Annotated in this window: 22 protein-coding genes and 2 tRNA genes; 5 read left to right on the top strand and 19 right to left on the bottom strand. The window is 50.5% G+C overall.

What is annotated here, in order from left to right; genetic code table 11:
* The first annotated feature begins 4 nt into the window (after window positions 1-4).
* Genes C233_RS22260 through lpxZ form a run of 3 tightly spaced genes read left to right on the top strand, consistent with a single transcriptional unit; the run spans window position 5 to window position 2,628 of the window.
* Complete coding sequence (locus C233_RS22260) at window positions 5-727, top strand: hypothetical protein (RefSeq protein WP_018666115.1); 723 nt, start codon at window positions 5-7, stop codon at window positions 725-727.
* 51 nt (window positions 728-778) lie between these two features.
* Window positions 779-1,393 carry a DUF4254 domain-containing protein gene (locus tag C233_RS0103930; protein ID WP_018666114.1) on the top strand — a complete coding sequence of 205 codons (615 nt, stop codon included), beginning with the start codon at window positions 779-781 and terminating at the stop codon, window positions 1,391-1,393.
* Window positions 1,390-2,628, top strand: a complete 1,239-nt coding sequence (lpxZ, locus tag C233_RS0103925; protein ID WP_018666113.1) for an LpxZ family protein — start codon at window positions 1,390-1,392, stop codon at window positions 2,626-2,628. Before C233_RS0103930 ends, lpxZ begins: the two co-directional genes overlap by 4 nt.
* A gap of 61 nt (window positions 2,629-2,689) precedes the next feature.
* Here lpxZ and tsf read toward each other — a convergent pair whose 3' ends face one another.
* The 13 genes from tsf to carB form a co-directional block, all read right to left on the bottom strand.
* Complete coding sequence (gene tsf / locus C233_RS0103920; RefSeq protein WP_018666112.1) at window positions 2,690-3,682, bottom strand: translation elongation factor Ts; 993 nt, start codon at window positions 3,680-3,682, stop codon at window positions 2,690-2,692.
* 121 nt (window positions 3,683-3,803) lie between these two features.
* A complete protein-coding gene (gene rpsB / locus C233_RS0103915; protein ID WP_026314715.1) occupies window positions 3,804-4,640 on the bottom strand; it encodes a 30S ribosomal protein S2 in 837 nt (278 codons plus the stop codon).
* A 177-nt stretch (window positions 4,641-4,817) separates the two neighbouring features.
* A complete protein-coding gene (gene rpsI, locus C233_RS0103910) occupies window positions 4,818-5,204 on the bottom strand; it encodes a 30S ribosomal protein S9 (RefSeq protein WP_004288304.1) in 387 nt (128 codons plus the stop codon).
* Between the two features lie 6 nt (window positions 5,205-5,210).
* Window positions 5,211-5,672 (bottom strand): 50S ribosomal protein L13, encoded by a 462-nt coding sequence (gene rplM, locus C233_RS0103905; RefSeq protein WP_025068948.1) that lies wholly within the window; start codon window positions 5,670-5,672, stop codon window positions 5,211-5,213.
* A 336-nt stretch (window positions 5,673-6,008) separates the two neighbouring features.
* Window positions 6,009-6,500: a DUF4488 domain-containing protein gene (locus tag C233_RS0103900; RefSeq protein ID WP_018666109.1), complete on the bottom strand. Its 492-nt coding sequence runs from the start codon at window positions 6,498-6,500 to the stop codon at window positions 6,009-6,011.
* Window positions 6,501-6,649: 149 nt separating this feature from the next.
* The gene (asnS, locus tag C233_RS0103895; RefSeq protein WP_018666108.1) at window positions 6,650-8,053 is read right to left on the bottom strand and encodes an asparagine--tRNA ligase; all 1,404 of its coding nucleotides are present in this window, start codon (window positions 8,051-8,053) and stop codon (window positions 6,650-6,652) included.
* A gap of 27 nt (window positions 8,054-8,080) precedes the next feature.
* The gene (locus C233_RS0103890) at window positions 8,081-9,562 is read right to left on the bottom strand and encodes a pseudouridine synthase (protein WP_018666107.1); all 1,482 of its coding nucleotides are present in this window, start codon (window positions 9,560-9,562) and stop codon (window positions 8,081-8,083) included.
* Window positions 9,563-9,698: 136 nt separating this feature from the next.
* Window positions 9,699-11,045: an adenylosuccinate lyase gene (gene purB, locus C233_RS0103885; protein ID WP_018666106.1), complete on the bottom strand. Its 1,347-nt coding sequence runs from the start codon at window positions 11,043-11,045 to the stop codon at window positions 9,699-9,701.
* Between the two features lie 152 nt (window positions 11,046-11,197).
* Window positions 11,198-11,272: transfer RNA gene (locus C233_RS0103880), tRNA-Val, on the bottom strand.
* A 33-nt stretch (window positions 11,273-11,305) separates the two neighbouring features.
* Window positions 11,306-11,380: transfer RNA gene (locus C233_RS0103875), tRNA-Val, on the bottom strand.
* A gap of 130 nt (window positions 11,381-11,510) precedes the next feature.
* Window positions 11,511-12,071: a sugar O-acetyltransferase gene (locus C233_RS0103870; protein ID WP_018666105.1), complete on the bottom strand. Its 561-nt coding sequence runs from the start codon at window positions 12,069-12,071 to the stop codon at window positions 11,511-11,513.
* 47 nt (window positions 12,072-12,118) lie between these two features.
* Window positions 12,119-12,751: an HAD family hydrolase gene (locus C233_RS0103865; RefSeq protein ID WP_018666104.1), complete on the bottom strand. Its 633-nt coding sequence runs from the start codon at window positions 12,749-12,751 to the stop codon at window positions 12,119-12,121.
* 645 nt (window positions 12,752-13,396) lie between these two features.
* Window positions 13,397-16,624: a carbamoyl-phosphate synthase (glutamine-hydrolyzing) large subunit gene (carB, locus tag C233_RS0103855; RefSeq protein ID WP_018666102.1), complete on the bottom strand. Its 3,228-nt coding sequence runs from the start codon at window positions 16,622-16,624 to the stop codon at window positions 13,397-13,399.
* A 425-nt stretch (window positions 16,625-17,049) separates the two neighbouring features.
* On the opposite strand from carB, the gene C233_RS0103850 reads away from it, so the two are divergent.
* Together C233_RS0103850 and trpS are read left to right on the top strand one after the other, a co-directional pair.
* On the top strand, window positions 17,050-17,676 hold the full coding sequence (locus C233_RS0103850) for an HU family DNA-binding protein (RefSeq protein WP_018666101.1): 627 nt from the start codon (window positions 17,050-17,052) through the stop codon (window positions 17,674-17,676).
* A 181-nt stretch (window positions 17,677-17,857) separates the two neighbouring features.
* The gene (gene trpS / locus C233_RS0103845) at window positions 17,858-18,952 is read left to right on the top strand and encodes a tryptophan--tRNA ligase (RefSeq protein ID WP_018666100.1); all 1,095 of its coding nucleotides are present in this window, start codon (window positions 17,858-17,860) and stop codon (window positions 18,950-18,952) included.
* A gap of 199 nt (window positions 18,953-19,151) precedes the next feature.
* On the opposite strand, the gene C233_RS0103840 is transcribed toward trpS, so the two are convergent.
* The 6 genes from C233_RS0103840 to C233_RS0103815 form a co-directional block, all read right to left on the bottom strand.
* A complete protein-coding gene (locus C233_RS0103840; RefSeq protein WP_026314714.1) occupies window positions 19,152-20,342 on the bottom strand; it encodes an OmpA family protein in 1,191 nt (396 codons plus the stop codon).
* Window positions 20,343-20,781: 439 nt separating this feature from the next.
* Window positions 20,782-22,674: a DNA mismatch repair endonuclease MutL gene (gene mutL, locus C233_RS0103835; protein ID WP_018666098.1), complete on the bottom strand. Its 1,893-nt coding sequence runs from the start codon at window positions 22,672-22,674 to the stop codon at window positions 20,782-20,784.
* A gap of 44 nt (window positions 22,675-22,718) precedes the next feature.
* Window positions 22,719-23,009: a hypothetical protein gene (locus tag C233_RS0103830; RefSeq protein WP_018666097.1), complete on the bottom strand. Its 291-nt coding sequence runs from the start codon at window positions 23,007-23,009 to the stop codon at window positions 22,719-22,721.
* Between the two features lie 4 nt (window positions 23,010-23,013).
* Window positions 23,014-24,639, bottom strand: coding sequence for an OstA-like protein (locus C233_RS0103825; RefSeq protein WP_025069103.1), 1,626 nt, complete (start codon window positions 24,637-24,639; stop codon window positions 23,014-23,016).
* Complete coding sequence (locus tag C233_RS0103820; protein ID WP_018666095.1) at window positions 24,624-25,991, bottom strand: peptidylprolyl isomerase; 1,368 nt, start codon at window positions 25,989-25,991, stop codon at window positions 24,624-24,626. Before C233_RS0103820 ends, C233_RS0103825 begins: the two co-directional genes overlap by 16 nt.
* 15 nt (window positions 25,992-26,006) lie before the next feature.
* The gene (locus C233_RS0103815; RefSeq protein WP_025069104.1) at window positions 26,007-26,849 is read right to left on the bottom strand and encodes a peptidylprolyl isomerase; all 843 of its coding nucleotides are present in this window, start codon (window positions 26,847-26,849) and stop codon (window positions 26,007-26,009) included.
* Window positions 26,850-26,869: the final 20 nt, after the last annotated feature.

Genomic DNA, 26,869 nt, shown 5'->3' with positions numbered 1-26,869 from the left:
AGCCATGAAAGGAATCATCATATTAACGGCATGTGTAAACCCCGGTCAAATGGTTTATACCGAACTGCAAGATACGGCAGAAAGGCTGAAACAATATAAAGCCGCTTTAAAGTACTACCTTACGCACACTCGTTTCAAGATTATCTTCTGCGAGAATAGCAACACCGACTTCAGCAACGAATTTTCCGGCTATATCAGGGAAGGCAGATTGGAGTATCTGGCATTCAACGGAAATTGTTTCGACAGGAACTTGGGGAAAGGGTATGGAGAAGCGATTATTTTAAAACACATATACACGCATTCCCTACTCTTGAAAGAGTGCGACTATACGATAAAGATTACAGGTAGAATAATCGTCGATAACCTCGGCGATGTGCTCAAACAGCTCGGTTATATAAAAAGAACGAGATTCATAATTTGCGATGCGAACTGTAAGCTCACTGCCGCTCCGTCAAAGCTAATCATCGCTTACAAAGATTTTTATCCCGACTTTTTCTTCGCTAAAGCAGAGAGGATAAATGATTCTGCCCATTTTACGTTCGAAAAAGCATTGGCTGCCGCTATCAAAGAGATGAAAAAACATCGAGGAAGCCACACCCTCTTTGCAACCTACCCTATTTATACCAGAATTTCGGGAACGAACAATCTTCCTATCAGAAATCACAGTAGAATCGAGAGGAAACTCAAATACATCTTGCACAAAATAGGCATATGGGGCAGGACTTGACCGCCCGAGCCTTCTTAAAAAGAATATCATCACTTAATCAATCAAAAGAATATGGAATACAGCAACTTGTACAACCGCGTTTTCAATGAGGCCATTGCCGATTATCACCAGGCCAATCATGTGGATACTCCTATGAAGAACCCCTATCAGGCGCCCTGCATAGAATACTATCTATATACCAAAAACTGGATTGACACCGTACAATGGCATCTCGAAGACCTTATCAGAGACCCGAACATCGACCCTACAGAAGCATTGGCACTGAAACGCCGCATAGACCGTTCCAACCAAGACCGCACCGACCTCGTAGAGCTAATAGACAGTTACTTCCTGGATACTTATAAAGATACCGAGATACGGCCGGATGCAACTATCAACACCGAGAGCCCGGCATGGGCTATCGACCGCCTTTCTATCCTGCAACTGAAAATCTACCATATGCGGCAAGAGACCGAACGCACGGATGTGGACGAAATGCATAGGGAGCAATGCCGGACAAAGCTAGATATCCTGCTCGAACAGCAAAAAGACCTGTCAACAGCGATAGACCGACTGATAGAAGACATCAGCACAGGAAAGAAATACATGAAAACCTACAAACAAATGAAAATGTACAACGACCCCGCTTTAAACCCGGTACTGTATTCCAAGAATAGCCAACGATGAAAAGAGTACAAACCGGAAGGAAGTCCGTAATCATCTGGCTCGTTATCTGCCTGGCAACGCCCCCGCTGCAGGCGCAACTGATAGAACGGATTTGTTATAACGACTACCAAATCGACCCGGCTAAAGCCGGCAGATTATCCATAGAGGTGGATAACATCTGCTTCTTCAAGGACAATGAATTTACAGGCCCGGTGATGAAAGGCTATACATTGCCGGGCTTCTGGCTACAGCCTAAAGGGGTATTCTTTCCGCTAAAAAACATCAAGCTGGAATTAGGGCTCCATGCTCTGGTTTACAGCGGCGCTTATAAATATCCCAATTACAGCTACCAGGATATCGCACAGTGGAAAGGCAACCAGTTTCAACGGGGCAGCCATATCCTGCCCTATTTCCGGGCGCAGTTGAAGCTGTCTAACATCAACCTCGTTTGGGGAAACTTATACGGCGGGAGCAATCACAACCTGATTTCGCCTCTTTATAATCCGGAGCTGAACCTGACGGCAGACCCGGAAACAGGTTTCCAGCTCCTCTACGACATACGTCCCCTGCATATAGATGCATGGATAAACTGGCAAAGCTTCATCTTCCGGCAAGACACGCACCAGGAGGCGTTTACCATAGGATTGTCCTCGCAGGTAAAGTTCAACGCACCCGCGTCCCGCACTCATTTCTACCTACCTGTCCAGATGACTATCCAACACCGCGGCGGAGAAATAGATACTTTATACACCAACTCGGTACACACCCTGATGAACGGCTCGATAGGGGCAGGAGTAACCTGGAACCTTAACCGCAGGTACCTCAACCAAATCAACCTGGAAACCGATGTTTTAGGATATTATCAACAGAATGGAGAATTGTGGCCTTTGAATAAAGGATATGCTCTCTACATGAAAGCGAGCGCCGGCATCACCGAGGATTTCGGAATAGAAGGCGGATATTTTTTCGGTAAAGATTTTATCTCTTTATTCGGAATACCCTATTTCGGCACGATTTCTACCAGCAACAAGGATGTAGCATTCGACAAGATGCAGACATGGTACGCCTCGGTAGAATATTCGCGCAAGTTCAAGCAACACTATGCAATGGGAATCAAGGCCGATTTATATTACTCATGCCCCGGCAAGAGCAAGCATCCCGCAGCAGGAATTGCAGACGCTGCAAATACCGCCAATTTTTCCGTAGGAATTTACTTACGGATCAATCCGGTTTTCCTAATCCGTTCAAAGAAATAAAAAAACGGCCGCTACGGATAATCCGTACGGCCGTTCTCTTATATTCTTATTCGTATAAGAATTATTCAGCGCGCAAAGTGAAACGCTTGAAATCTACAATCTTCAATTCGGCATCGGCTTCTTTCAGTACTTCTCTTACCGTTTTCTTGGCATCCATGATATCTTCCTGGTTCAGCAGGCAAACTTCCTTCAGGAATTTGCCCAGACGTCCCTTAGCGATATTCTGAATCATCTGTTCGGGCAGATGTGCAGCCTTTTCTGCAGAAACGCTGGCAATGATTTCTTTTGCCTTCGCTACATCCTCGGCCGTAATCCAGCCTTTAGCCATATTGCTTTCCATATGGTCTTCGCTATCCACGTGAGCCGGGTTGATACCTGCTTTCTTCAAGGCAGCTTCCACAGCCTTCTGTACCTGCTCGGCTTTCGTCTTCTCGATAGCGACTTCGATTTCCTTCTGCTTCACTTCTTCGGAAACGCCGTCCTCGTCGATAGCCAGCGGATTCATGGCAGCAATCTGCATAGCCACTTGCTTAGCCAACTGTCCGTCTACCTCCTTGTTGAAGGCAACGATAGTACAGAGGCCGTTTCTGTTCATATGATTATAAACGACAGTGCTTGCACCTTCTACGGTCATATAGCCGTCGAGTTCCATTTTCTCGCCGGTGATACCGCTACGGTCTGTTACAGCATCCTGTACCGTACCATTACCCATCGGCAATGCCTTCACTTCATCCAAAGTCTTGCATTTGTTGGCAACAGCGAGGTCGAGAATATCCTGAGTCAGTTTCACGAAATCAGCATTCTGGGCAACGAAGTCCGTTTCGCACTTCAAAGCGATGATAACGGCAAAGTCACCGGTAGTCTTAGCCAAGACACAACCTTCAGAAGCCTCACGGTCTGAACGCTTGGCGGCAACAGCCTGTCCCTTCTTACGGATAATTTCCATTGCCTTGTCGAAATCGCCTTCAGCATCGTTCAATGCGTTCTTGCAATCCATCATACCAGCACCGGTCATTTTGCGGAGCTTGGTTATATCAGCCATACTTACAGCCATAATATCTTTCCTTTATATTTTTAGTTAATAAATATCGTTCTAAAAAGCAAAAAAGAGCTGAGAATAGAGAATTGCCGTAAAGTAACTCTCAACTTTCAATTCTCAACTCTCGGTTCTATGATTAAGCTTCTTCGTCTTCCTTGATGAAAGCAGCAGCCTTAGCAGCATTGATTGCTTCCTCATCGGATTTGTCGAGTCTTGCTTTCGTAGCTTTCTTCTTGCCCTTGTTGGCAGGAGCTTCGCCGGCAGCTTCCATATCTACCTTTTCAGCCTTACGCTCTTCCAGACCTTCCTGCATAGCGGCGCAGCAAGCATCCAGGATAACTTCTACCGACTTGGTAGCGTCATCGTTTGCCGGAATAACGAAGTCGATGCTCGTAGGGTCGGAGTTGGTATCAACGATACCGAATACCGGAATACCCAAACGGTTAGCTTCGCGAACTGCAATGTTCTCTTTCATTACATCGACAACAAACAAAGCGGACGGCAGACGGGTCAGGTCGGCGATAGAGCCCAAGGTCTTGTCCAACTTGGCACGTTGACGGGAGATTTGCAGGATTTCTCTCTTGGAGAGGTTGGAATAAGTACCGTCGTTAGTCAACTTGTCGATAGTAGCCATTTTCTTCACGGCTTTACGGATTGTCGGGAAGTTGGTCAACATACCACCCGGCCAGCGCTCGATTACATAAGGCATATTTACAGATGCAGCCTTGTCGGCAACCACCTGCTTAGCTTGTTTTTTAGTAGCAACAAACAGGACTTTCTTTCCTGACTTAGCGATTTGCTTCAAAGCTTCCGCAGCTTCGTCTATTTTAGCAACCGTCTTGTTGAGGTCAATGATATGAATACCATTGCGTTCCATGAAGATATAAGGAGCCATTGCAGGGTTCCACTTTCTTTTCAAGTGGCCGAAGTGGCAACCGGCTTCCAATAATGTATCGAAATTTGTTCTTGACATTTTGTTTTAATCTTTAAATCGTTTACTTTCTTTTTTGTTTTTTCTAAACCAACCGCCGGGTAGCCTATCCAAATGAAGAGTCCCGGTAGTTTAGATACTAAACGCTTTTTCAGTTGAGAGTTGAGAGGTGAAAGTCGAGAATTAAGCAACTTGTCCGCCCCAACCGTTCTCCAACTCTTAACGTTTACTGAACTGGAATCTACGACGGGCTTTCGGCTGTCCCGGTTTCTTACGTTCAACAGAACGGGGGTCACGGGTCATGAAGCCTTCGGCACGGAGAGCAGCCTTGTCTTCAGCATTGATTTTCACCAGTGCACGGGCAATCGCCAGGCGCAATGCCTGAGACTGGCCGGTAAAACCGCCACCGCAGAGGTTTACCTTGATGTCGTACTTTTCAGCAACACCCAATTTGTTCAACGGTTGTTTAACTACATACTGAAGAATGCTTGATGGAAAGTACTCTGCGAGGTCTCTCTTGTTAATAGTAATCTTTCCAGTACCTTCGCTTACGAAAATACGTGCAATTGCACTTTTACGTCTGCCTAATGCATTTACTACTTCCATTATCTCTTATTTAAGTGCGTTAATATCAATCAATTTCGGGCTTTGAGCTTCATGTTTGTGCTCGCTGCCTGCATAAACGTACATATTGCCCAGCAATTGAGCACCCAGTTTGTTCTTAGGCAGCATACCCTTTACAACTTTTCTCAGCAACTTGTCATCACCGTTCGGTTTTGCCTGCAAACGAGCAGGAGTGATTTCTCGCTGACCGCCGGGATAGCCTGTATATGACAGATATACCTTGTCATTCCATTTGTTACCGGTTAATTTTACCTTGTCGGCATTGATAATGATTACATTATCGCCGCAATCTACGTGAGGGGTAAAGTTTGGTTTATACTTCCCTCTCAACAGTTTCGCAACTTTTGCGCCCAGACGGCCCAATACCTGGTCTGTAGCGTCGACAATGACCCATTCTTTAGTCACCGTCGCCTTGTTTGCAGAAATGGTCTTGTAACTTAAAGTATCCACTCTTAATTGTTTTTTAAATGTTACTACTAAATGTTTTGCTTCACCACGAATCAACCGCCTCGGACAAAGGGAGATTAACTCGCTATGAATGAAATGCTTATCCTTATGAGATAATAATCGGCTTGCAAAGGTACGGATTTTCTTAGAACTGGCAAACGTTTTCTTCTTTTTTTTAAGTTGCACTTGGCTGATATACAACAAAAAGAAATTATCTTCCGGGGAAACGAAGACATCCCCGGAAGATAACCCTAAAAACTCCTGCCTGCACACGCAAACACTTACGTACAAAGGATTTCAAGAGACGTGCAGGAGGCATGAAACGGAATTCGGTTTCGGTCAGCGAACGATGTCCTCCGGAAAAACGGGAGGCATATTCACCCGTTTCCATGTTTCGTGGAACCAGGTATTCAGTTCGTTTCCGTTTAAATCTTTTGCAATGAAATACTTCAGGTACATCACGCCGCCCTCGCCCATTTCGAACTCGAGGATATTATCCTTATTGTCCAGCATGGGCAAATGGATGTTCTTCTCGATACTCTCCTTATACGCGTTCGGCGACACCTGCCGATACGTGCCGTAGCCCGTTATAATGGCATCCGTACCAGGACGTATCGTAAAGTTGACGATACGGCCGTCGTCGCTCAGCACCTTGAATGTATTGCTCGGTTTCAATATTCCGGGAACATCCGGATTTTCAGACACATAATGACACAACTGCCAAATACCTTCCAGATGTGCAGGCTCGAAAGCGGCCTTCTCCTGCGCCCGGGCTCCTGTTACCGCAAGCAGCACCGCCGCCAGCATGGTAAAGAAATAATTCTTTTTCATATTCGTATGATATTGGTTAACGTCATGTCATTCCTACTGACACAAATATAAAGATTTCTTTCGAGAAAATAACAATTTACCGCATAAAAAAAGCCCGTATAAACAAAAATTTATACGGGACTTTCTTTATTCCGGTCTGTTTCCTGCAATCAGAACTCTGCATTGCGCGGAGTACGCGGGAACGGTATCACGTCGCGGATATTGGTCATACCGGTTACGAACAGCAGCAGGCGCTCGAATCCCAATCCGAAACCGGAGTGCGGGCATGAGCCGAACTTACGGGTATCCAGATACCACCACATGTCTTTCATCGGGATATGGAGCTCCTCGATACGGCTCATCAGCCTGTCGTAATCGGCCTCACGCTCGGAGCCGCCGATAATCTCGCCGATTTTCGGGAAAAGCACATCCATGGCGCGTACAGTCTTACCGTCCTCGTTCTGCTTCATATAGAACGCCTTGATTTCCTTCGGATAATCCGTCAGGATAACCGGACGCTTGAAGTGTTCCTCCACCAAGTAACGCTCGTGCTCGGAAGCCAGGTCGACACCCCAATATACGGGGAATTCGAACTTATGCCCCTTGGCAACGGCATCCTCCAGAATCCTGACACCCTCCGTATAAGACAAGCGTACGAAGCTCTCTTTCAGGACACCCTGCAAACGCTCTATCAGACCCTTGTCGAACATATCGTTCAGGAACTTCACATCGTCGGCGCAGTTATCCAACGCCCATTGCACGCAGAACTTGATGAATTCCTCCGCCAAGTCCATATTGTCGGTAATATCATTGAACGCAACTTCCGGCTCAACCATCCAGAACTCCGCCAGGTGGCGGGGAGTATTGGAATTTTCGGCGCGGAACGTAGGTCCGAACGTATAGATAGCACCCAGTGCCGTAGCAGCAAGCTCGCCTTCCAACTGTCCGGAAACCGTCAGGCTCGCCTGCTTTCCGAAAAAGTCGTCGTCGTAGATAATGGAGCCGTTCTCATCTTTCTTCAGGTCGTACAGGTTCATCGTAGTTACCTGGAACATCTGTCCCGCCCCCTCGCAGTCGGAACCCGTGATGATAGGCGTATGGAAATAGAAGAACCCCTTCTTATGGAAGAACTCATGAATGGCGATAGCCATATTGTGACGGATGCGGAACACGGCACCGAAGGTATTCGTACGCGGACGCAGGTGGGCTATCTCGCGGAGGAACTCCATGGAATGCCCCTTCTTCTGCAAAGGATACGTATTGTCGCAAGTACCCAGCACCTCGATTTCACGTGCCTGGATTTCGGCTCTCTGACCGGAACCTACCGATTCCGCCAGCACACCGTTCACACTCAGGCAAGCCCCCGTAGTGATGTTTTTCAGCATCGCCTCATCGAAGTTTGCCAAATCCACTACAACCTGCACATTATTTATTGTAGAACCGTCGTTCAGCGCGATAAAATTGACTTGCTTACTACCTCTGCGGGTGCGAACCCAGCCTTTCACGTTGACCATAGCGCCAAAATCCTCGCGCTTCAACAGGTCGACAATCTTTGTTCTACTAATCTTTTCCATAAAACAGTTATTATACCTTATTATATATTACTCGAAAGACCCCATGCGCAGGAAGTTCACCTCCTGTTCCGTGAGGTAACGCCATTCGCCGCGGCGCAGGCCTTTCTTGGTTAAACCGGCGAAGAATACGCGGTCCAGCTTCACCACCTTGTATCCCAGCGATTCAAAAATACGGCGCACGATACGGTTCTTGCCGGAGTGTATCTCGATACCCACTTCGTCTTTCTTGAAATCGTCCGTATAGCTGATAGCGTCCGCCTGGATTTCGCCGTCGTCCAGTTGGATACCCGCTGCAATCTGCTCCATGTCCGCCTTCGTCAAGTTCTTATCCAGGTGCACATGATATATTTTCTTCTTCAGGTACTTGGGATGAGTCAGCTTGGAAGCCAGGTCGCCGTCGTTTGTCAGCAACAACACACCGGTGGTATTACGGTCCAGACGTCCCACCGGATAGATACGCTCGGTACAGGCGCCCTTCACCAAATCCATTACCGTACGGCGTGCCTGCGGGTCATCGGAAGTCGTTACCGTATCCTTCGGCTTGTTCAGCAAAACATATATCTTACGCTCGATGCTCACCGTCTGGTCGTGGAACTTCACCTCGTCGCCACGCTTAATCTTAGTTCCCAACTCCGTAACCACTTCTCCGTTTACGGACACCACGCCGGCCGTGATAAACTCGTCGGCTTCACGACGGGAACATACACCTGCGTTGGCAAGGAACTTATTCAGGCGAATCGGCTCGTTCGGGTCTACGAACTGTTCCTTATACTCTATCTGTTTCTTCTTGCTGTACTTGGCATTGGGGTCGTAATCTCCCGTACGGCGAATCGGACGGCTGTAGCTGTCTCTGTTGCCGTAAGGACGTTGCGGACGCTCGCCGCCGTTCGGGTTATAACGCGGACGGAAAGGGCGGTCGCCACCGGCACTATTGCCGTAAGGACGCTGCGGACGGTCACCGCCTTCACTGTTGTAGCGCGGACGGAATGGACGGTCGCCACCGGAATTATTGCCGTAAGAACGCTGCGGACGCTCCCCGCCTTCGCTGTTATAGCGCGGACGGTAAGGGCGGTCCCCACCGGCACTATTGCCGTAAGGACGCTGCGGACGCTCCCCGCCTTCGCTGTTGTAGCGCGGACGGTAAGGACGGTCGCCACCGGAATTATTGCCGTAAGAACGCTGCGGACGCTCGCCGCCTTCACTGTTGTAGCGCGGACGGTAAGGACGGTCGCCACCGGCACTATTGCCGTAAGAACGTTGCGGGCGGTCGCCATTCTCCGCATTCGGGTTAAAACGCGGACGGTAAGGACGGTCGCTGTTGTAAGAACGTTGCGGACGTTCTCCATTTTCACTATTAAATCGCGGACGATAAGGGCGGTCCCCATTTTCACGGTTGTAAGACGGGCGGCTATAGCTTCCCTCCCTGTTAAATTGGTTACCATCACGGCCGGCATCCGAGCTCTCCTCTGAGGAAGAAGCCTCGCGCCAAGTTTCGTTTTCTGTACTCATTGTTTTTTATTCGAATAAAATTAAACCTGCTGGCCTCACGGCCATTCTTTTATATCTCTGATAACTTTTATTTTAGCTTTATAAACAAATTCCGGATTAAAAAGTTGAAACCCCTCCGGACTTCTCCCGCCGCGGTTTAAAGCCCCGTATAGGTATGGGGAGTAATCGCACGCAATTCCTTCTTTATGTCCTCGCTCACATCCAGCCCTTCTATGAATTCCTTGATAGAAGCCTCCGTAATTGCCTGGTTGGTACGCGTCAGCGCTTTCAGCGCCTCATAAGGATGCGGGTATGCCTCGCGGCGCAAAATGGTCTGTATAGCCTCCGCCACCACACTCCAGCAATTATCCAAATCGCGGTAGATAGCCGGCTCGTTCAGCAGCAGCTTGCGCAATCCCTTCAACGAACTCTGGATAGCGATTACGATATGCCCGAACGGAACACCCACGTTACGCAATACGGTAGAGTCGGTCAGGTCGCGTTGCAGGCGCGATACCGGCAGCTTCACCGCCAGGTGCTCGAGGATAGCATTGGCTATGCCCAGGTTACCTTCGGCATTTTCGAAGTCGATAGGATTTACCTTGTGCGGCATGGCGCTCGAACCTACCTCACCCGCCTTAATCTTTTGCTTGAAGTACTCCATGGAGATGTACTGCCAGAAGTCGCGGTTCATATCAATCATCACCGTATTAATACGCTTCATCGCATCGAAGATAGCCGCCAAATTGTCGTAATTGGAAATCTGTGTCGTATACTCCTCGCGCTCCAACCCCAGCTTCCCGGCAACGAACTTACTGCCGAAAGCCTTCCAGTCGTATTCCGGATAAGCCACATGATGCGCGTTGTAATTGCCCGTAGCGCCGCCGAACTTGGCAGTGACCGGACACGCCTTCAAGGCGGCCAACTGGCGTTCCAGACGATACGCGAACACCATTACCTCTTTTCCCAGACGAGTGGGTGAGGCCGGTTGCCCGTGCGTCTTGGCAAGCATCGGAATACCCGCCCATTCTTCCGCATACGTGCGGAGCTGGGCTATCAGCTCTTCTACCTGGGGATAATACACCTGTTCCAGAGCCTCCTTTACGGACAACGGAATAGAAGTGTTGTTGATATCTTGCGAAGTCAGCCCGAAGTGGATGAACTCTTTGTAATCGTCCATTCCGCCCAACTTATCGAATTCTTCTTTCAGGAAATACTCCACCGCCTTTACATCGTGGTTGGTTACGCTTTCGATGTCCTTGATGCGTCCTGCATCGGCTTCGGAGAAGTTGCGGTAAATGTTTCTCAAGGTTTCGAACACACCCTTATCCACCCCTTTCAACTGGGGCAAAGGCAGTTCGCACAAGGCTATAAAATATTCCACTTCAACCTGTACACGGTATTTTATCAGTGCAAATTCCGAGAAATAGGCAGCCAGCGCATCCGTCTTGCCCCTATAACGACCGTCAACCGGAGAGATTGCGGTAAGTAAATCAAGTTTCATACGTCGTATTTATGATAATTATCGGGCTGCAAAATTACGGCTTTTTTCCGAGTAATAAGATATAAAGAGAAAATAAATTAAAAAAGGAAGTTAACGGGGACAAAAAAAGCCTTGCATTGCTGCAAAGCTAATAGAAAAACTAAAAACAAACGTGGGCGTTGACGGATTCGAACCGCCGACCCTCTGCTTGTAAGGCAGATGCTCTGAACCAGCTGAGCTAAACGCCCTTTTGAGGAACGAAAGTGTTTCGGAATTTTGTGTGGGCGTTGACGGATTCGAACCGCCGACCCTCTGCTTGTAAGGCAGATGCTCTGAACCAGCTGAGCTAAACGCCCGTACACTTTCGTTTCAAAAGCGATGCAAAGGTACAGCTTATTTTGAAACTACCAAAACTTTAGCAATCTATTTTGCAAGTTTTTTTTCGTACCGTACCAACCCTCATTGAAATTCAAGCAATTAGCCGCGCTACTTTTTCACCTCATTTTTGCGGATTACCCTTGCCGGATTGCCTACCGCCACGCAATCGGACGGAATATCCTTGGTTACCACGCTCCCCGCACCGATAATGCAACGGTCGCCGATAGTAACGCCGGGACAGATAACAGTACCGCCGCCAATCCAGCAATCCTCGCCTATCGTCACCGGATAAGCATGCTCCTGCTCCACACGCCGTTCCAGGTAATCCAACGGATGCTGAGGGGTGTAAATCTGCACGCAAGGGCCTATCAGCGTATAGGCTCCAATCGTGATATAGCCACCGTCCAGGAAGGTACAGTTGGAATTGATAAACACATGCTCGCCCAGGCGCACGCCGTCGCCGTGGTCGCAGCAGAAAGGCGGCCAGACGGTAGCCGAAGCGGGAATGCCGGGTATCAGTTCTTCCAACACCGCCCGATACCCCTCATCGTAGCCGCTCATACCGTTCAGCTTCAACAGCAGTTGCTTGGCACGCTTGAATCTCGCCTGGATTTCGGGCGAGGCAGTGTTCGCCAGTTGCGAACTCCTCATTTTGTCCACTTCATTCATATGTCATTCAAATTATGTTCTACACTTCAACTTTTACCGGAAAACCGTTACAAACTCCCGCACCCGCGCAACAGCGCTGTCAGGTTCTTCATCCAGTCCTCATCGGGAGCCACATGCAACCCGCGTATGCCGAGCGCTTCCGCCGCCCTGACATTTTTCAGGCTGTCGTCTACGAACACCGTTTCCTCCGCCTTCATGCCGTCGGCGGCAAGCGCTTTGAGGAATATATCCGGATTGGGCTTGTACGCCTGCATTTCATAACTACAAAACAGCGTGTCGAAATAATCGCTTATCGGCCTGCCCTCGGCACTGAACCGGTCGCTGCGGGTAAAAGCCATGATAAACGGGTTGGTATTGCTGAGCAGGCACACATGGTATTTCTCCCTCAGCTTCGACAGGTTATGGAGCCGCTCCAACGGAACATCGCGTATAAAGCCCAGCCAGCAATGCTGCGCCTCGTCCCAACTGACGGATTCGCGTCCGGCAGCCTCCGCCATTCTCCGGCAAAATTCATCCGCACCGATTTTACCCGTTTCCACATCGAGGAAGAACCCCTTCTGCCCGTATTCGCCCATATAATCGTCCGGGTCGATGCCCGCCTCCCGGAAGCGGCGGTAAGCCTCCTCCGAATTCTGGCGGAATACCACTCCGCCCATATCAAACAGTATATTCTTCACCATATATATCCATTTTTAAACGTAAAACCTCCCACATCCTTACCGATGCAGTTTGCCGGTACGACTTCCCGTGTAACGTACCCGTTATATCCGTACCCGTTAATCTACGCCTGCTATATCTATGCCCGTTATATCCGCACCCGCTATATCCGTACTCATTATACCCGCAAAAATAAGGATTATTCGAATGAAATGAAAACTTTCACTTTTTTTCTTTTTCCCTACCGTCCCAAGCTCCTCCCCCGGAATGACAACCACCGTGAAGCGACAATAGGCATGAAACCGTAACCACCACGAAACCACAATCAGCGTAAAGCCGTAACCGCCATGAAGCGACAATCGACGTGAAACCGCAACCACCACGAAGCGACAATCAACGTGAAACCGCAACTGTCACGAAGCGACAATCAACGTGAAACCACAACTGTCACGAAGCGACAATCGGCATGAAACCGTAACCGTCGCAAACCCACAATCGGCGCGAAGCCGTAACCGACACAAAACAACAACTGACATAAAGCCGCAACCGCCTCAAAACTACCGACGCAAGATTACAACCTTCCCTTCCTCCCCCTCCTGTACAACGACAAAAGCGGACGCCCGCAATCGGATGCCCGCTTTATATCGCAACAGATTATACCGGTCGGATTATTTATACTCCTGCCAGCTCTTAATCTGGATATCTTCCATTTTCATTTCACAGAAAGCCTCGATGAAAGCACTTGCCAGGCGGGCGTTCGTAATCAACGGGATGTTATGGTCGATAGCACCGCGGCGAATCTTATATCCATTGGTCAGCTCGCGCTTGGAGTGGTTCTTCGGGATATTCACAATCAGGTCGAACTTATGCTCGGCAATCATTTTCATCACATTGTTCTCGGCATCGGCACGCTCGTCCGGCCAGAACACCGCTTCGGTGCTCACCCCATGCGCATTGAGGAATGCGGCAGTACCCGCCGTGGCATAAATCTTATACCCCTTGGCAAAAAGCATACGGCTGGCATCCAACAAATCCACCTTCGACTTCATGGCGCCGGAGGAGAACATCACTCCCTTCTCCGGACGCGGAATCTTAAAGCCGGTGGCAATCATGGCATTCAGCAGCGCTTCGGAGAAGTCGTCGCCGATACAGCCCACCTCGCCCGTAGAGGACATATCCACGCCCAATACCGGGTCTGCCTTGTGCAAACGGGAGAACGAGAACTGAGAAGCCTTGACGCCAATCCAGTCGATATCGAACGCCGACTTGTCCGGACGGGCATAAGGAGCGTCCAGCATAATCTTAGTGGCCGTTTCGATAAAGTTGCGTTTCAGCACCTTGGAAACGAACGGGAAACTACGTGAAGCACGCAGGTTGCACTCGATAACCTTCACCTCGTTGTTACGTGCCAGGAACTGGATATTGAACGGACCGGAGATATTGAGTTCCCTTGCAATCTGACGGCTGATTTTCTTGATACGGCGCGCCGTAGCGAAGTAAATCTTCTGCGCCGGGAACACCAACGTGGCGTCGCCGGAGTGCACACCGGCAAACTCTACGTGCTCGGAGATAGCATACTCCACCACCTCGCCGTTCTGCGCCACCGCATCGAACTCGATTTCCTTCGTATTCTGCAGGAACTGGGAAACCACCACCGGATACTCCTTGGAAACCTCGGCAGCCATTTTCAGGAAGTTCTCCAACTCCTCCTCGTCGTAGCATACGTTCATCGCAGCGCCGGAGAGCACGTACGACGGACGTACCAGCACGGGATAACCCACCTTCGCAACGAAGCCCTTCACATCTTCCAGGCTGGTAAGCTCCTGCCACGCCGGTTGGTCGATACCCAACTGGTCGAGCATGGCAGAAAACTTGTTACGGTTCTCCGCACGGTCGATAGAGATAGGCGAAGTGCCCAGCACGGGAACGGACTGGCGGTGAAGCTTCATAGCCAGGTTGTTCGGAATCTGCCCGCCTACGGACACGATTACGCCGCGCGGCTGTTCCAGGTCGATAACGTCGAGCACACGCTCGAAGGAAAGCTCGTCGAAGTACAGACGGTCGCACATATCATAGTCGGTAGACACGGTTTCGGGGTTGTAGTTAATCATGATAGATTTGTACCCTAACTTACGTGCAGTCTGGATAGCATTCACCGAACACCAGTCGAACTCTACGGACGAACCGATGCGGTAAGCGCCCGAACCCAGCACCACTACCGATTTCTCATTCTTATAATAGTTCACATCATACCCCTGCACGGCATACGTCATATAGAGGTAGTTCGTCAGCTCCGGATGCTCGGAAGCTACGGTATTGATACGCTTCACAGCCGGAAGAATGCCCAGCTCCTTGCGGCGGGCACGCACCATGAGGTTCTCCTTCTCCATATTGCCTTCCGGGCTCAGCACGAAGCGCGCAATCTGGAAGTCGGAGAAGCCCAGCACCTTTGCCTCGCGCAATACATCGGCAGGAATATCCTCCACCTTATTATATTGCGACAGCTTATTCTTATAATCCACGATGTTCTTCAGCTTGCCGAGGAACCAGGGGTCTATTTTTGTCAGTTCGAAAATACGGTCGATAGAATAACCCTTCTCCAGCGCCTGGGCGATAGCGAACACGCGCAGGTCGGTAGGATGCGACAACTCATGCTCCAAATCATCGAATTCCACGTCGTCATTGCCCACGAAGCCGTGCATGCCCTGCCCTATCATACGCAGTCCTTTCTGGATGATTTCCTCGAAAGAACGGCCGATAGACATGATTTCGCCTACGGACTTCATGCTCGAACCGATTTCACGGGACACGCCCGCGAATTTCGTCAAGTCCCAGCGTGGAATTTTACAAATCAGGTAGTCCAACTGCGGAGCCTCGTAAGCGGAATTGGGCGTTCCCATTTCGCCGATTTGGTCGAGCGTATAGCCCAGCGCAATCTTGGCGGCAACGAAAGCGAGCGGATAACCGGTGGCTTTGGATGCCAGTGCGGAAGAACGCGACAGACGGGCGTTCACCTCGATTACACGGTAGTCGTTGGTTTCGGCATTGAACGCGTACTGGATGTTACACTCGCCCACGATACCCAGGTGACGGATGCACTTCGTGGAAAGTTCCTGCAACATCTTCACTTGCCCGTCGGTGAGCGAGCAGGTAGGAGCCACCACGATAGATTCGCCGGTATGGATGCCCAGCGGGTCGAAGTTCTCCATGCTCGCCACGGTGAAACAGTGGTCGTTGGCATCGCGGATTACCTCGAATTCGATTTCTTTCCAGCCTTTCAGGGATTCTTCCACCAGGATTTGTTTGGAGAAAGTGAAGGAGCTTTCGGCAAGCTTGACGAACGCTTCCTCATCCGGGCAGATACCGCTACCCAAGCCGCCCAGGGCATACGCCGAACGCACCATTACCGGGTAGCCTATTTCGCGGGCTGCCTTCAGCGCATCTTCCATGCTCTCCACAGCGTGGCTTTTGGGAGTCTTCATCGGAATCTCGTCCAGCTTCTTCACAAAGAGGTCGCGGTCTTCGGTGTACATGATAGCCTCTACCGAAGTACCCAGCACGCGCACGCCATACTTCTGCAAAGTACCGTTCAGGTAAAGCTCCGTACCGCAGTTCAGCGCAGTCTGTCCGCCGAAAGCCAGCAGGATGCCGTCGGGCTGCTCTTTCTTGATGATTTCCTCTACGAAATAAGGAGTTACCGGCAAGAAGTAAACTTTATCGGCAATACCCTCCGACGTCTGAATCGTAGCAATATTCGGGTTCACCAATACCGAACTCACACCCTCCTCGCGCAAAGCCTTCAAAGCCTGCGAACCGGAATAGTCAAACTCACCGGCCTGACCAATCTTGAGCGCACCTGAGCCCAAGACAAGCACTTTCTTCAAATTCTTTTCCATATTCTCTTGTTGTCTGTTAAGTTCATCCTTCGCGTTCCGGCAAAAAAAATGCGTTACCCGAATAAGGGTTAACGCATCACCAAAGAACTGAAAATATCGTTTCCGGAAAAGGAAAAACCGACGGCTATCGAATGGAATTCATTCGAGCGTAGGTTGTATGTACTTCTCATTTTCCGCGATTGCATAGTTATCTCTAAAATTTTTGCAAAGTAACGACTTATTTACGATTTGAGCAAATTAATCAACGTAATAAATTTCTTATCCGAAAAGAATAGTTACTTTTGTCGCAATGCAATCTTGGAATTAAACCTTAATTTACAGGAACTAAAGTTTAATTTATAAGAACCGAAGTTCGATTCTTAAGAACTGAACTTCGATTCCGAGATTGCATTGCAACGGTACGAACTTTATAATACGAGGAAAAGATGTCTGCACAGTACATAATGAAAAGAATGCCCGATATCCACGGAACGGGCGAGGAAATTACCTATCCGCAAATGGTTATGACGGGGCAGACGGGCACTCGCGAACTGGCGGAGTACATATCCCTGAAATGCGCCTTCCCCAAAGGAGTGACCGAGGGGGTGATACTGGAGCTGGGCGAAGCGCTGGCGCACGAAATGGCTATGGGGCGCTCGGTGAAAATAGAAGGGATAGGCGTATTTTCGCCTGCGCTTGCCCTGCGCGAGGACAAAGAGCGCGAAAAGACCGGCGAGGAAGCCACGCACCGCAACGCCCAGAGCATCGCTGTGAGCAACATCAACTTCCGCGCCGACAAGGAGCTGATTGGGGAAACCCGCCAGAAATGCCGCCTGGAACGTGCCCACTGGCGTCCCCGCAGCTCCTCGCAGAAATACACCCCGGAACAGCGCCTGGACATCGCCCGGAAATTCCTGGAAGAAAATCCCCACCTCACCGTGCGCATCTACTGCCAACTGACCGGGCTGCTGAAAAGTACCGCCACCACGGAACTGCGCAAATGGGCGCATACGCCCGGAAGCGGAATCGGCATAAGCGGCTACGGAAGCCACCGCCTATATACTAAGGAATAAAGGACGGGGCAGAAGAAGGGACAGCCGCCCTCCGCCCGGCATTTCAGCAGGGCTTCGGGAGCGGGACGGGACTCTTGCCGCGCATTTTTTATGGCAATGCACTGCATTCGTTGAAAATAATGGTATCTTTGCATTCCGTTACAATGAACAGGATTTATAAGGAAAAACAATAAATACAGATATGGCAAAAGAGAAAATCATCCTCACGGGCGACCGCCCCACAGGACGCCTGCACATTGGACATTATGTAGGCTCATTGAGACGCAGGGTGGAGTTGCAGGACTCCGGACTGTACGACAAGACATTCGTGTTCATAGCCGATGCGCAAGCATTGACGGACAACATGGAGAACCCGGAAAAGGTACGCCAGAACGTTATCGAGGTAGCTCTCGACTACTTGGCCTGCGGGTTAGACCCGGCAAAAAGTACTATCTTCATCCAGTCGCAGATACCGGAGCTGTGCGAGCTTACATTCTATTATATGGACCTCGTCACCGTATCGCGCCTGCAACGCAATCCCACGGTAAAGACGGAAATCCAGATGCGTAACTTCGAGACGAGCATCCCGGTGGGTTTCTTCACCTACCCTATCAGCCAGGCTGCCGACATCACCGCTTTCCGCGCCACCACCGTTCCCGTAGGCGAAGACCAGGAACCGATGATTGAGCAGGCGCGCGAAATCGTCCGCCGTTTCAACTTCATCTACGGCGACACACTGGTGGAGCCGGAAATCCTGCTGCCGGAGAATGCTGCCTGCCTGCGCCTGCCGGGAACTGACGGCAAAGCCAAGATGAGCAAGTCTTTGGGCAACTGCATCTACCTTTCCGACCCCGCCGATGAGATTCAGAAGAAGGTGAGAAGCATGTACACCGACCCCGACCACCTGCGTGTGCAAGACCCGGGCAAGATAGAGGGCAACACCGTATTCACCTACCTGGATGCCTTCTGCCGTCCCGAGCACTTCGAGCGTTACCTGCCCGACTATCCTTCGCTGGAGGAGCTGAAGGCGCATTATCGGCGCGGCGGTTTGGGCGACATGAAAGTGAAGGGTTTCCTCAACAACATCATGCAGGAAACGCTGGAGCCTATCCGCAACCGCCGCAAGGAGTTCGAAAAAGATATCCCCGCTATCTACGAGATGCTGAAAAAAGGCTGCGAAACCGCCCGCGAAACCGCAGCGGCAACGCTGGACGATGTACGCCGCGCCATGAAAATCAACTATTTCGACGATGCGGAACTGATTGCAGAGCAGGTGAAGAAATTCAGCGGAGAATAAAGCAGGGGGCACGTTCACCACAGAATACACAGAGTTCCACAGAGTTTTTAATTTTCAACTCTGTGGAACTTCTATTTTGTGGAACCTCAACTCGTGAAACGTCAACTCGGCGGAACCCCAACTCTGTGGTGAAAAAACATAGAAAAGGCCGTACCCCTTTTGCAGGATACGGCCTTTATCATTCTTGTCCGGTTATCTGTCAGTCGGCAGATTTTACCAATACCACGCGGTTCAGAATCGGCTGTCCGAACTTATCCACACCACCGTCGGCGGAAATCTTCAGGCGGTCGGCAGAGATACCGTAATCCTTTACCAGAACATCTACCACGGCTTGCGCACGTTTCAGACTCAACTGCTTGTTGAATTCGGGAGTACCGGTTGCAGAGTCGGCATAGCCGTTGACGGTATAAGTAGCGTTGGGGAATTCCTGCATTTGTTTTGCCAGGTAGGAGATGTTCATCACCTCACGCGGAGATACCTCGGCAGAACCGATTTTGAAGAATACGGTACGCGGCGCGATATTCGGGTCGGCTACGATTACTTCGGTTTCGGTAACTTCTACCGGTCTGTTCTGTGCAGCGGTCAGCGCCGACTCCAACTGCTGGTTGGCAGCCGCCATTTCAGCAATCTGTTGCTGCATGGCAGAGAGTTCGAGAGCGGAAATCAACTGCGGAACCGGACGGTTGAACCCGCGTTTGGGGAAGTGGTACGTCAGCCCCAGCGTAGCGCTGAACACGCCGTCATATCCCTTGCCGGCAACGGTTCCGTCGAACTTATCCTCGGCGCCCATAGCACTCAGCTCCAGGTTAATGTCTATCGCATCCGAAATACGGAAGCGGTTGATAATACCGGCATTCATAGCCAGCGCCTGGCGATGCGGTTTCGTATAGTTATGAGTGATACCGGCTCCCAGATAGGGGATGATTTCGTACACACGGTCGGGATTGTATCCGCCGAACAGGGCATTCAGGTTGAACATCACGTCGCCGTGGAAGTTCATATATTCGAAGCGCTGCTTATACGAGCCGTTTCCGCGCTGGGTTCCCTTTACATAATCGGCAAACGGGTCCATTGTGAAACCTTTTGCCTGGAGACCGCTATATTGTAAACGCAATCCGAGCCCGGGGGTGAACCACTTGCCGACGGAGATATTCATTGTAGGGCTGATACGTTTGCCGAAATCGCCCAACTGCTGGTCGTTATCTCCGTACATCACCGAAGCACCGCCTCCGATAGAGAAAAACCAGTTACTCCAGAACGGATTCGTTATTACCTGGTACTTGTCCTGTACCTGGATGATGTCAACTTGTTCTACAACTTCAGTCTTTTGCTGCGCCATGACAGCAGAAGATACGCCGGCCAATGCCAGCAACATTAGAATCTTTTTCATATACCTTAATAGTTAAGTTGGTTAATTAAATTCTTTATTATTCAAACTGATTAATTAACACCGACAAGACTAAAAGGTTCTGAAAAAGAAGATTTTTTTAAATAATCGCATTAGGACGAACACAGAGGCACAGAGACACAGAGGAAAATTCATCGAAAATATATTTTCTCTTATGCTTTTACTTTCCCCTCTGTGTCTCTGTGCCTCTGTGTTCGTATACTTTCATAACTCAGCATTCACGCATCTCCGTGCCTCTGTATTTGCATACCTTCATGACTCTGCATTCACGTATCTCCGTGCCTCTGTACTCGTATACCTTCATGCCCCTACATTCACGCATCTCTGCGCCTCTGTATTCGCATACCTTCATGCCCCTACATTCACGCATCTCCGTGCCTCTGTATTCGCACCTTCATGCCCTCACGCACCTCTGTGTTCCTTACTTCAGGAACAGCTTTTCTATCTCCTCTTCCCTGATAGTGGCAAGGACTGTATGCCCGTCGGGCGTATAGTTGGGTGTGGAGCAGGCAAACAGGCTGTCTACCAGGTTGGACATTTCGTCATTGCCCAGCACCTGCCCGTATACTATGGCTGCCGCACGCGCCAGCGTCAATGCAAGGATTGTGCGGACTTCTTCCTTCACGTCGCTGCCTTTCTCCATAGAGGTGTGTACCATGTTGCGCACCAGCTCCACCGGGTTCAGCCCCTCGATACCGGAGGGAATGCCGTTGATAGCATAGCTGCCTCCTCCCAAAGGGCTGAGGTCGAAACCTACTGCCGCCAAATCGTCCGACAGGCTCTCCAGGACAGCCGCCTCGGAAGCCGGCAACTGGATTATCTCGGGAAATAGCATTCCCTGCGATACGCCCTGCTTCTGGCAAATCTGGCTCATATAGCGGTCGAACAATACCCGTATATGCGCACGGTGCTGGTCTATCAGCATCAGGCCGGACTTTACGGAGGTAAGGATAAAGCGCCCCTTGAATTGCAGGTGCTGCGCTCCTTTCTCTACCGCAGACGGCGTACCGGCATACAGGGGGGAGGGTTGCGAAATGTCCGTTTCCGGCTCCGATACGGTAGAGGAGATTTCTCCGTAATCGAGCGGTTCTTCCTCGGCGGGCGCGTTCATCTTGCTCGCTTTTGCCAGACCGGAATACAGCCCCTCCCACTCCACGCTCTTGCGCGAATAGCTTCCCCCGCCGCCATAGGAGGATGCGGAGGAGGTTTTGAAAGGGTTGAAGTCTGCGTTATAATGGACTTTCGGCGGCTGTACGGGACGGCTCTGCTCGAATGCCGGAATGTCGGGCATGCCTTCCGTATCGAAATCGATAGAGGGTACGGCGTTGAACTTCCCGAGCGACTCCTTAACGGCTGCCGAGAGTATCTGCCAGATAGCCTGCTCGTTCTCGAACTTGATTTCCGTCTTTGTGGGATGAATATTCACGTCTATATTGGCGGGGGCAACGTCGAAATATATGAAATAGGATATCTGCTCTCCGGCGGGAATCAGTTGCTCGTAGGCGTCCATTGCCGCTTTATGGAAATAGGGGTGGCGCATGTAGCGCCCGTTTACGAAAAAGTACTGGTGGGCACCTTTCTTGCGGGAGGTTTCCGGCTTCGACACGAAACCGGATATCTTTATCATCGTCGTATCCACGTCTACCGACAGCAGTTGCTGGTTCAGCTTCTTGCCGAACACGGCAAGGATGCGCTGGCGTAGCGGCATGACGGGCAGGTTGAACAGTTCCGTGTCATTGCTATACAGGTAGAAGGCAACTTCCGGGTGTACCAGGGCAATGCGCTCGAACTCTGCCAGGATGTTGCTTAGTTCCGTTGAATTGGCTTTCAGGAACTTACGGCGTGCCGGTACATTGAAGAACAGGTTCTTTACGGAAAAATTGCTTCCCTTAGGACAGGAAACGGCTTCCTGGCTCTCGACCTTGGAACCGGCAATCACCAGGCGCGTGCCGAGTTCTTCTCCCGCCGGACGGGTTTTCAGCTCTACCTCCGCCACCGCAGCAATGGATGCCAGCGCTTCTCCGCGGAATCCCATGGTGCGCAAGGCGAACAGGTCGGAAGCTTCGCGTATCTTGGATGTGGCATGGCGCTCGAAAGAGAGGCGGGCATCGGTTTCGGACATGCCTTTTCCGTCGTCGATAACCTGGATGCAGGTTTTTCCGGCATCTGTTATCAAAACATGTATTTCTCCGGCTTCGGCATCAATTGCATTTTCCACCAGTTCCTTGACGACGGATGCCGGACGCTGTATCACCTCTCCGGCAGCAATCTGGTTCGCGACCGAATCGGGCAGCAAATGAATGATATCGCTCATGATTAGTATAAAATTATAAAGTACGAGGTTAAGATATAGGGAGGTCAGATAATGCCGTTGGTAATGGCATACCACAGATATAGCAGTACGGCTATGACTATCAGCAGGACTCCCAGGTGCACAGGCTTGCGCCCGCTCTCCTTGCGGCGCTTCAAATGGGTGGTTCCTTCGACGAATTTCCCCCGGATATCCTCGGGCGAGAACTCTTTTTCCGGCAGCATGCCCAACTCGCGCTTGGCATTTTCTTCCATTTTTGCCAGTTTCTCTTTCCGCTCGTCCACGTAGATGTACGAATGGTGGAACCTCCGCGGCTTGCGCATTGTAAACATTCCCATAGCGTTATTTTTTAGTTCGTTTTATATGCATGTCTCTTGGCGAAGTTAAAGGTTTCCGGTCGATTTTCTGCAATGTTTCACCCGCTTTTTTACCCCGCCACTCAAAGATGTCGTATTTGTTCAGCGGACGGATGTAGTCGAACCATACGAATGAAGGCAGCCGCATCTTGTCCGCCGGTATCTGGTCCATCGGGTACAGTATGCCGTTGGATTTGCCTATCAGGGCGGCTTCTTCCATGCGGCGGTCTTTTAAGAAAATACGCAGGAAGCTGCCTTCGGCATAGTTCATGCCTATCATCGTGCTGTCTTTTTCTTCCGGATAGAAGATTATCAGTACGTTGCCGTTCACATCTACGCGGCGCATCTCTCCGCCGATGAAGTAGGCTTTCATCTCCTTGCCCGTAACCTGGTTGTAATGTACGGAGTCTTTCTGCTCTATTGCCAATGCCTGATTGATGATGTGCGCCCAGTCGATAGTGCTGTCGTTCATGTACACCTTTATCTCCTCGCCCAGCAGTTGCTGCGCACCGTGCCACAACACCGGGTCGGTGTACATCGTCATGCAGGAGTCTTTGGAGTTGTAGACCAGGGAGTCGCATACCGCCTGCACATCCGTGCGGTAGGCGCGCACTTTGTGATAGACGCGCATCTCGCGGTAGGCGGAGTCGGTATTCAGGTTATAAGTAACCAGCCGCAGGGTGTCGCCGTGCATGAAAAGGCTGTCGCCCTGGGAATAGTCGATAGCGACGGCGCGCCGGGTGGCAATGGCATTGCCCGTGAGCTCATTGTAAAAGCAGTAATTGCCGGTAAGCATATTCCTGTTCACCGTATCGTTCATCTGCACGTTGTCGAAGGCTTCGCCATATCCTAACTTGCGGTCGTAGAAAAGGCTGTCACCGGTGAGCTTCTTGCCTTCGTTCGTCAATATCGAACGGTCCAGCAGCTCTGCCTGCTCGGATACGGTGTTATAGATTCCGCGCTCCGAATAGATGTGGTTATTGTCGCTGACAATGTCGGAAGGTCCCAGGATTGTGGCGATTTTGGACTCCGTGCTGTATTTCAGCGTATCGGAAGTGAGGACGAACTTCGGGTTTACCAGCTCCACGTCGTGGTTGAACACCGCCAGTTTGGTTGCCGGGCTGTATTCTCCCCATTCGGATGTCAGCACATTTTCCTCGTCGGTCAGCGTGCCGCCGTCAAAGTAGTATCCCAGGTTGTAAAGGCGGTCGTAGTTCAGGCTGTCCGTAGTGAGTTCCGTATTGCGGTTAATCATGCGGACGTTTTCGCGCAGCATGGCAAGCTGCGACATCCCATCGTAGTACAGGTAGTCGCCGTATATGAACAGGGTGTCGCCCTGCTCCATACGGACGTTGCCGAAGGCTTCCACGGAATTGATTTTTTCGTAAATCAGGGCGCTGTCGCAGAACATGTACATGCTGTCGTGCTTCATCCTGACAGAGCCTATCAGCACCTGCACATCGGGACGCGACTGCTTGTCTGCCTGCGCTTCATCGGCATAGAGCAAATCTACACGCTTCTTTTTCTTGTCAGGCTCGCTTTTCTTGTCCTGCGCACTCAATACACAAATGCCGAACAGGCATATCAAACCAATTATCAGTCTTTTATCCATCCCGGATACTTGAATGTACAGTTTCTCCAATTTTCGTTGATGCGGACGTACGTGCGTTTCTGCTTCTCGCGAATCCATTTGTCGAGCATCTCGGCACGGCGTTTCTCCAATACAATCTCTTTCAGGTTCTGATAATCGTCGGCAACAGTTGCCTTATGGCCGTTGGTACGGCTTTTCAGCTTCACGATAACGCATTCTTCCTTGCCGGTTTTCTGCGGAATCATAGTGAATGCCTCGGAAATCTCTCCTACTTTCATCTTGTCTACCACCTTGGCAATCTCAGGCGGCAGCTCCTGCATCTCGAACTTGGAAGTATTGGTGTTGGGATTGGGCAGCAGGCCGTGGTTGTTGCGGGTGTCCTTGTCCTGCGAAAGTACGGATGCCGCTTCCTCGAAGGTGAATTTTCCATTACGGATGTCGTCGGCAATGGAATCCAGGCGTGCCATGCCCGAAATCAGCGCTTCTTCCGGCACGTGGGGTTTCAGCAGGATATGGCGTACCTTGATACGGTCGCCGCGTTTCTCCATGAGCTGGATGATATGGAAGCCGAACTCGGACTCTACAATCTTCGATACTTTATTGGGGTCTTGCAGGTTGAACGCTACATTGGCAAAGGCGGGGTCCAGGTAACCGCGTCCCGTAAACGGCATTTCGCCGCCGTTGATAGCCGTACCGCGGTCTTCCGAGTACATGCGCGCCAGCGTGGAGAAGCTGGTTTCGCCTTTCGTGATGCGGTCGGTAAAGTCGCGCAGGCGTTTCTTTACGCTTTCTATTTCTTCCAAAGGAACCCTGGGCTGCTGGGTGATAATCTGCACTTCCACCTGCGTGGGGATATAGGGGATGCTGTCTTGGGGCAGGTCTTTGAAGTAGCGGCGTACCTCGGCAGGCGTTACCTTGATTTCGCCGACCAGTTGCTGCTGCATCTTCTGTACCTTCAAGCCTTCGCGGGCGTTTTCGCGCAGCGTCTCGCGAATCTGGCTGGAGGTCTTATTGAAGTATTCCTCCATTTTCTCGCGGGAACCGATGTTGGTGATGTACATATTCGTCATATAGTCCACACGCTGGATTACCTCGGCCTCGGAAACCTCGATACTGTCGAGTGCCGCCTGGTGCAGGAACAGCTTTTGCACGGCTATTTCCTCCGGTATCACACAATAGGGGTCGCGGTCGAACTTGCGTCCTTCGTACAGGGCACTCATACGCGCCTCCTCTACTTCGGACTTCAATATAGCCTCGTCGCCTACTACCCACACTACCTCGTCAATCACATTGTCTTGTCCATAAACGGCAGAACCGGCTAACAGTGTCAAGGCAAATAAAACTACAAACTTAAAGTTCATACACTTTTTCATTCTTGGTGTCTTATACTAATAATATTTAATTCTGTCTCTTTTCTCCGCACGCCGGTACAGGTCGTCTTTCACTTGCTTCATAAACTCCACCTGCTTCATGTTCAGCATCATGTCCTTTACCTGGGTACGGGCAAACTCGTACGGTTCCTGCTCTCCCACCGCACGGTAGTCGCTTACGTGCAGGAAGTAATAAAATGCGGTGTCTTTCAATTCCACATGGCGGTTTTTGTCCAGGTATTCTCCGGCATCGGGCACTTTGAGCGGCATCAAATCCATTACTTCCGCTATCGGCACCCACTTGTCATGGAAGTACTCGTACTTCACGGCATTCTGCAGGCTGTACTTTTCCAGATGCTCCACGGCTTCGCGGGCTTCCGACTTATACCAGCGGCGGACATTGGACAACTGGGGAGCCGTAAGGGGGACTTTGATAAACAGTCCTTTCATCAAAGGGCGCTCTACCTTGAAAAGTTCCCGGTGTTTCTCATAATAATCCGCCAGGTCTGTTTCCGAGATTTCTTCGGAGAGGGTCTGGTTTATCAACGCCTGCTGGTAGGTGTGCATAATCAATGCTTTCCGGTAGTTCTCCACCAGCCGGTCAATCTCGCCGCTGTTGGGGATATTGCTCTGCGCCTTCTCGTACAGCAGCACGTCTTCCGCCCAGTTACGAATATAATGCTCTGCAAATAGCAGGCTGTCATCTGCGGACAAGCCCGCGGGAAGCACCGACTGCAGGTCTTCATGGTAAAGGAAGTTGCCATCCAGCTCCACCAGCGGCGTTCGCCCTCCGTGGTCGTGTTGTTCCTTGCACGACCCGCAGAAAAGAAGAATCAAAAGCCCCAAACAGGTTGTTCGCATTACCAATCGATATTTACTAT

Origin of the sequence: Bacteroides gallinarum DSM 18171 = JCM 13658, assembly GCF_000374365.1 — a bacterium.
Classification (GTDB): Bacteria; Bacteroidota; Bacteroidia; order Bacteroidales; family Bacteroidaceae; genus Bacteroides; species Bacteroides gallinarum.
Note: the sequence above shows the minus strand (reverse complement) of the source record. Positions and strands in the feature narration are given on the sequence as shown.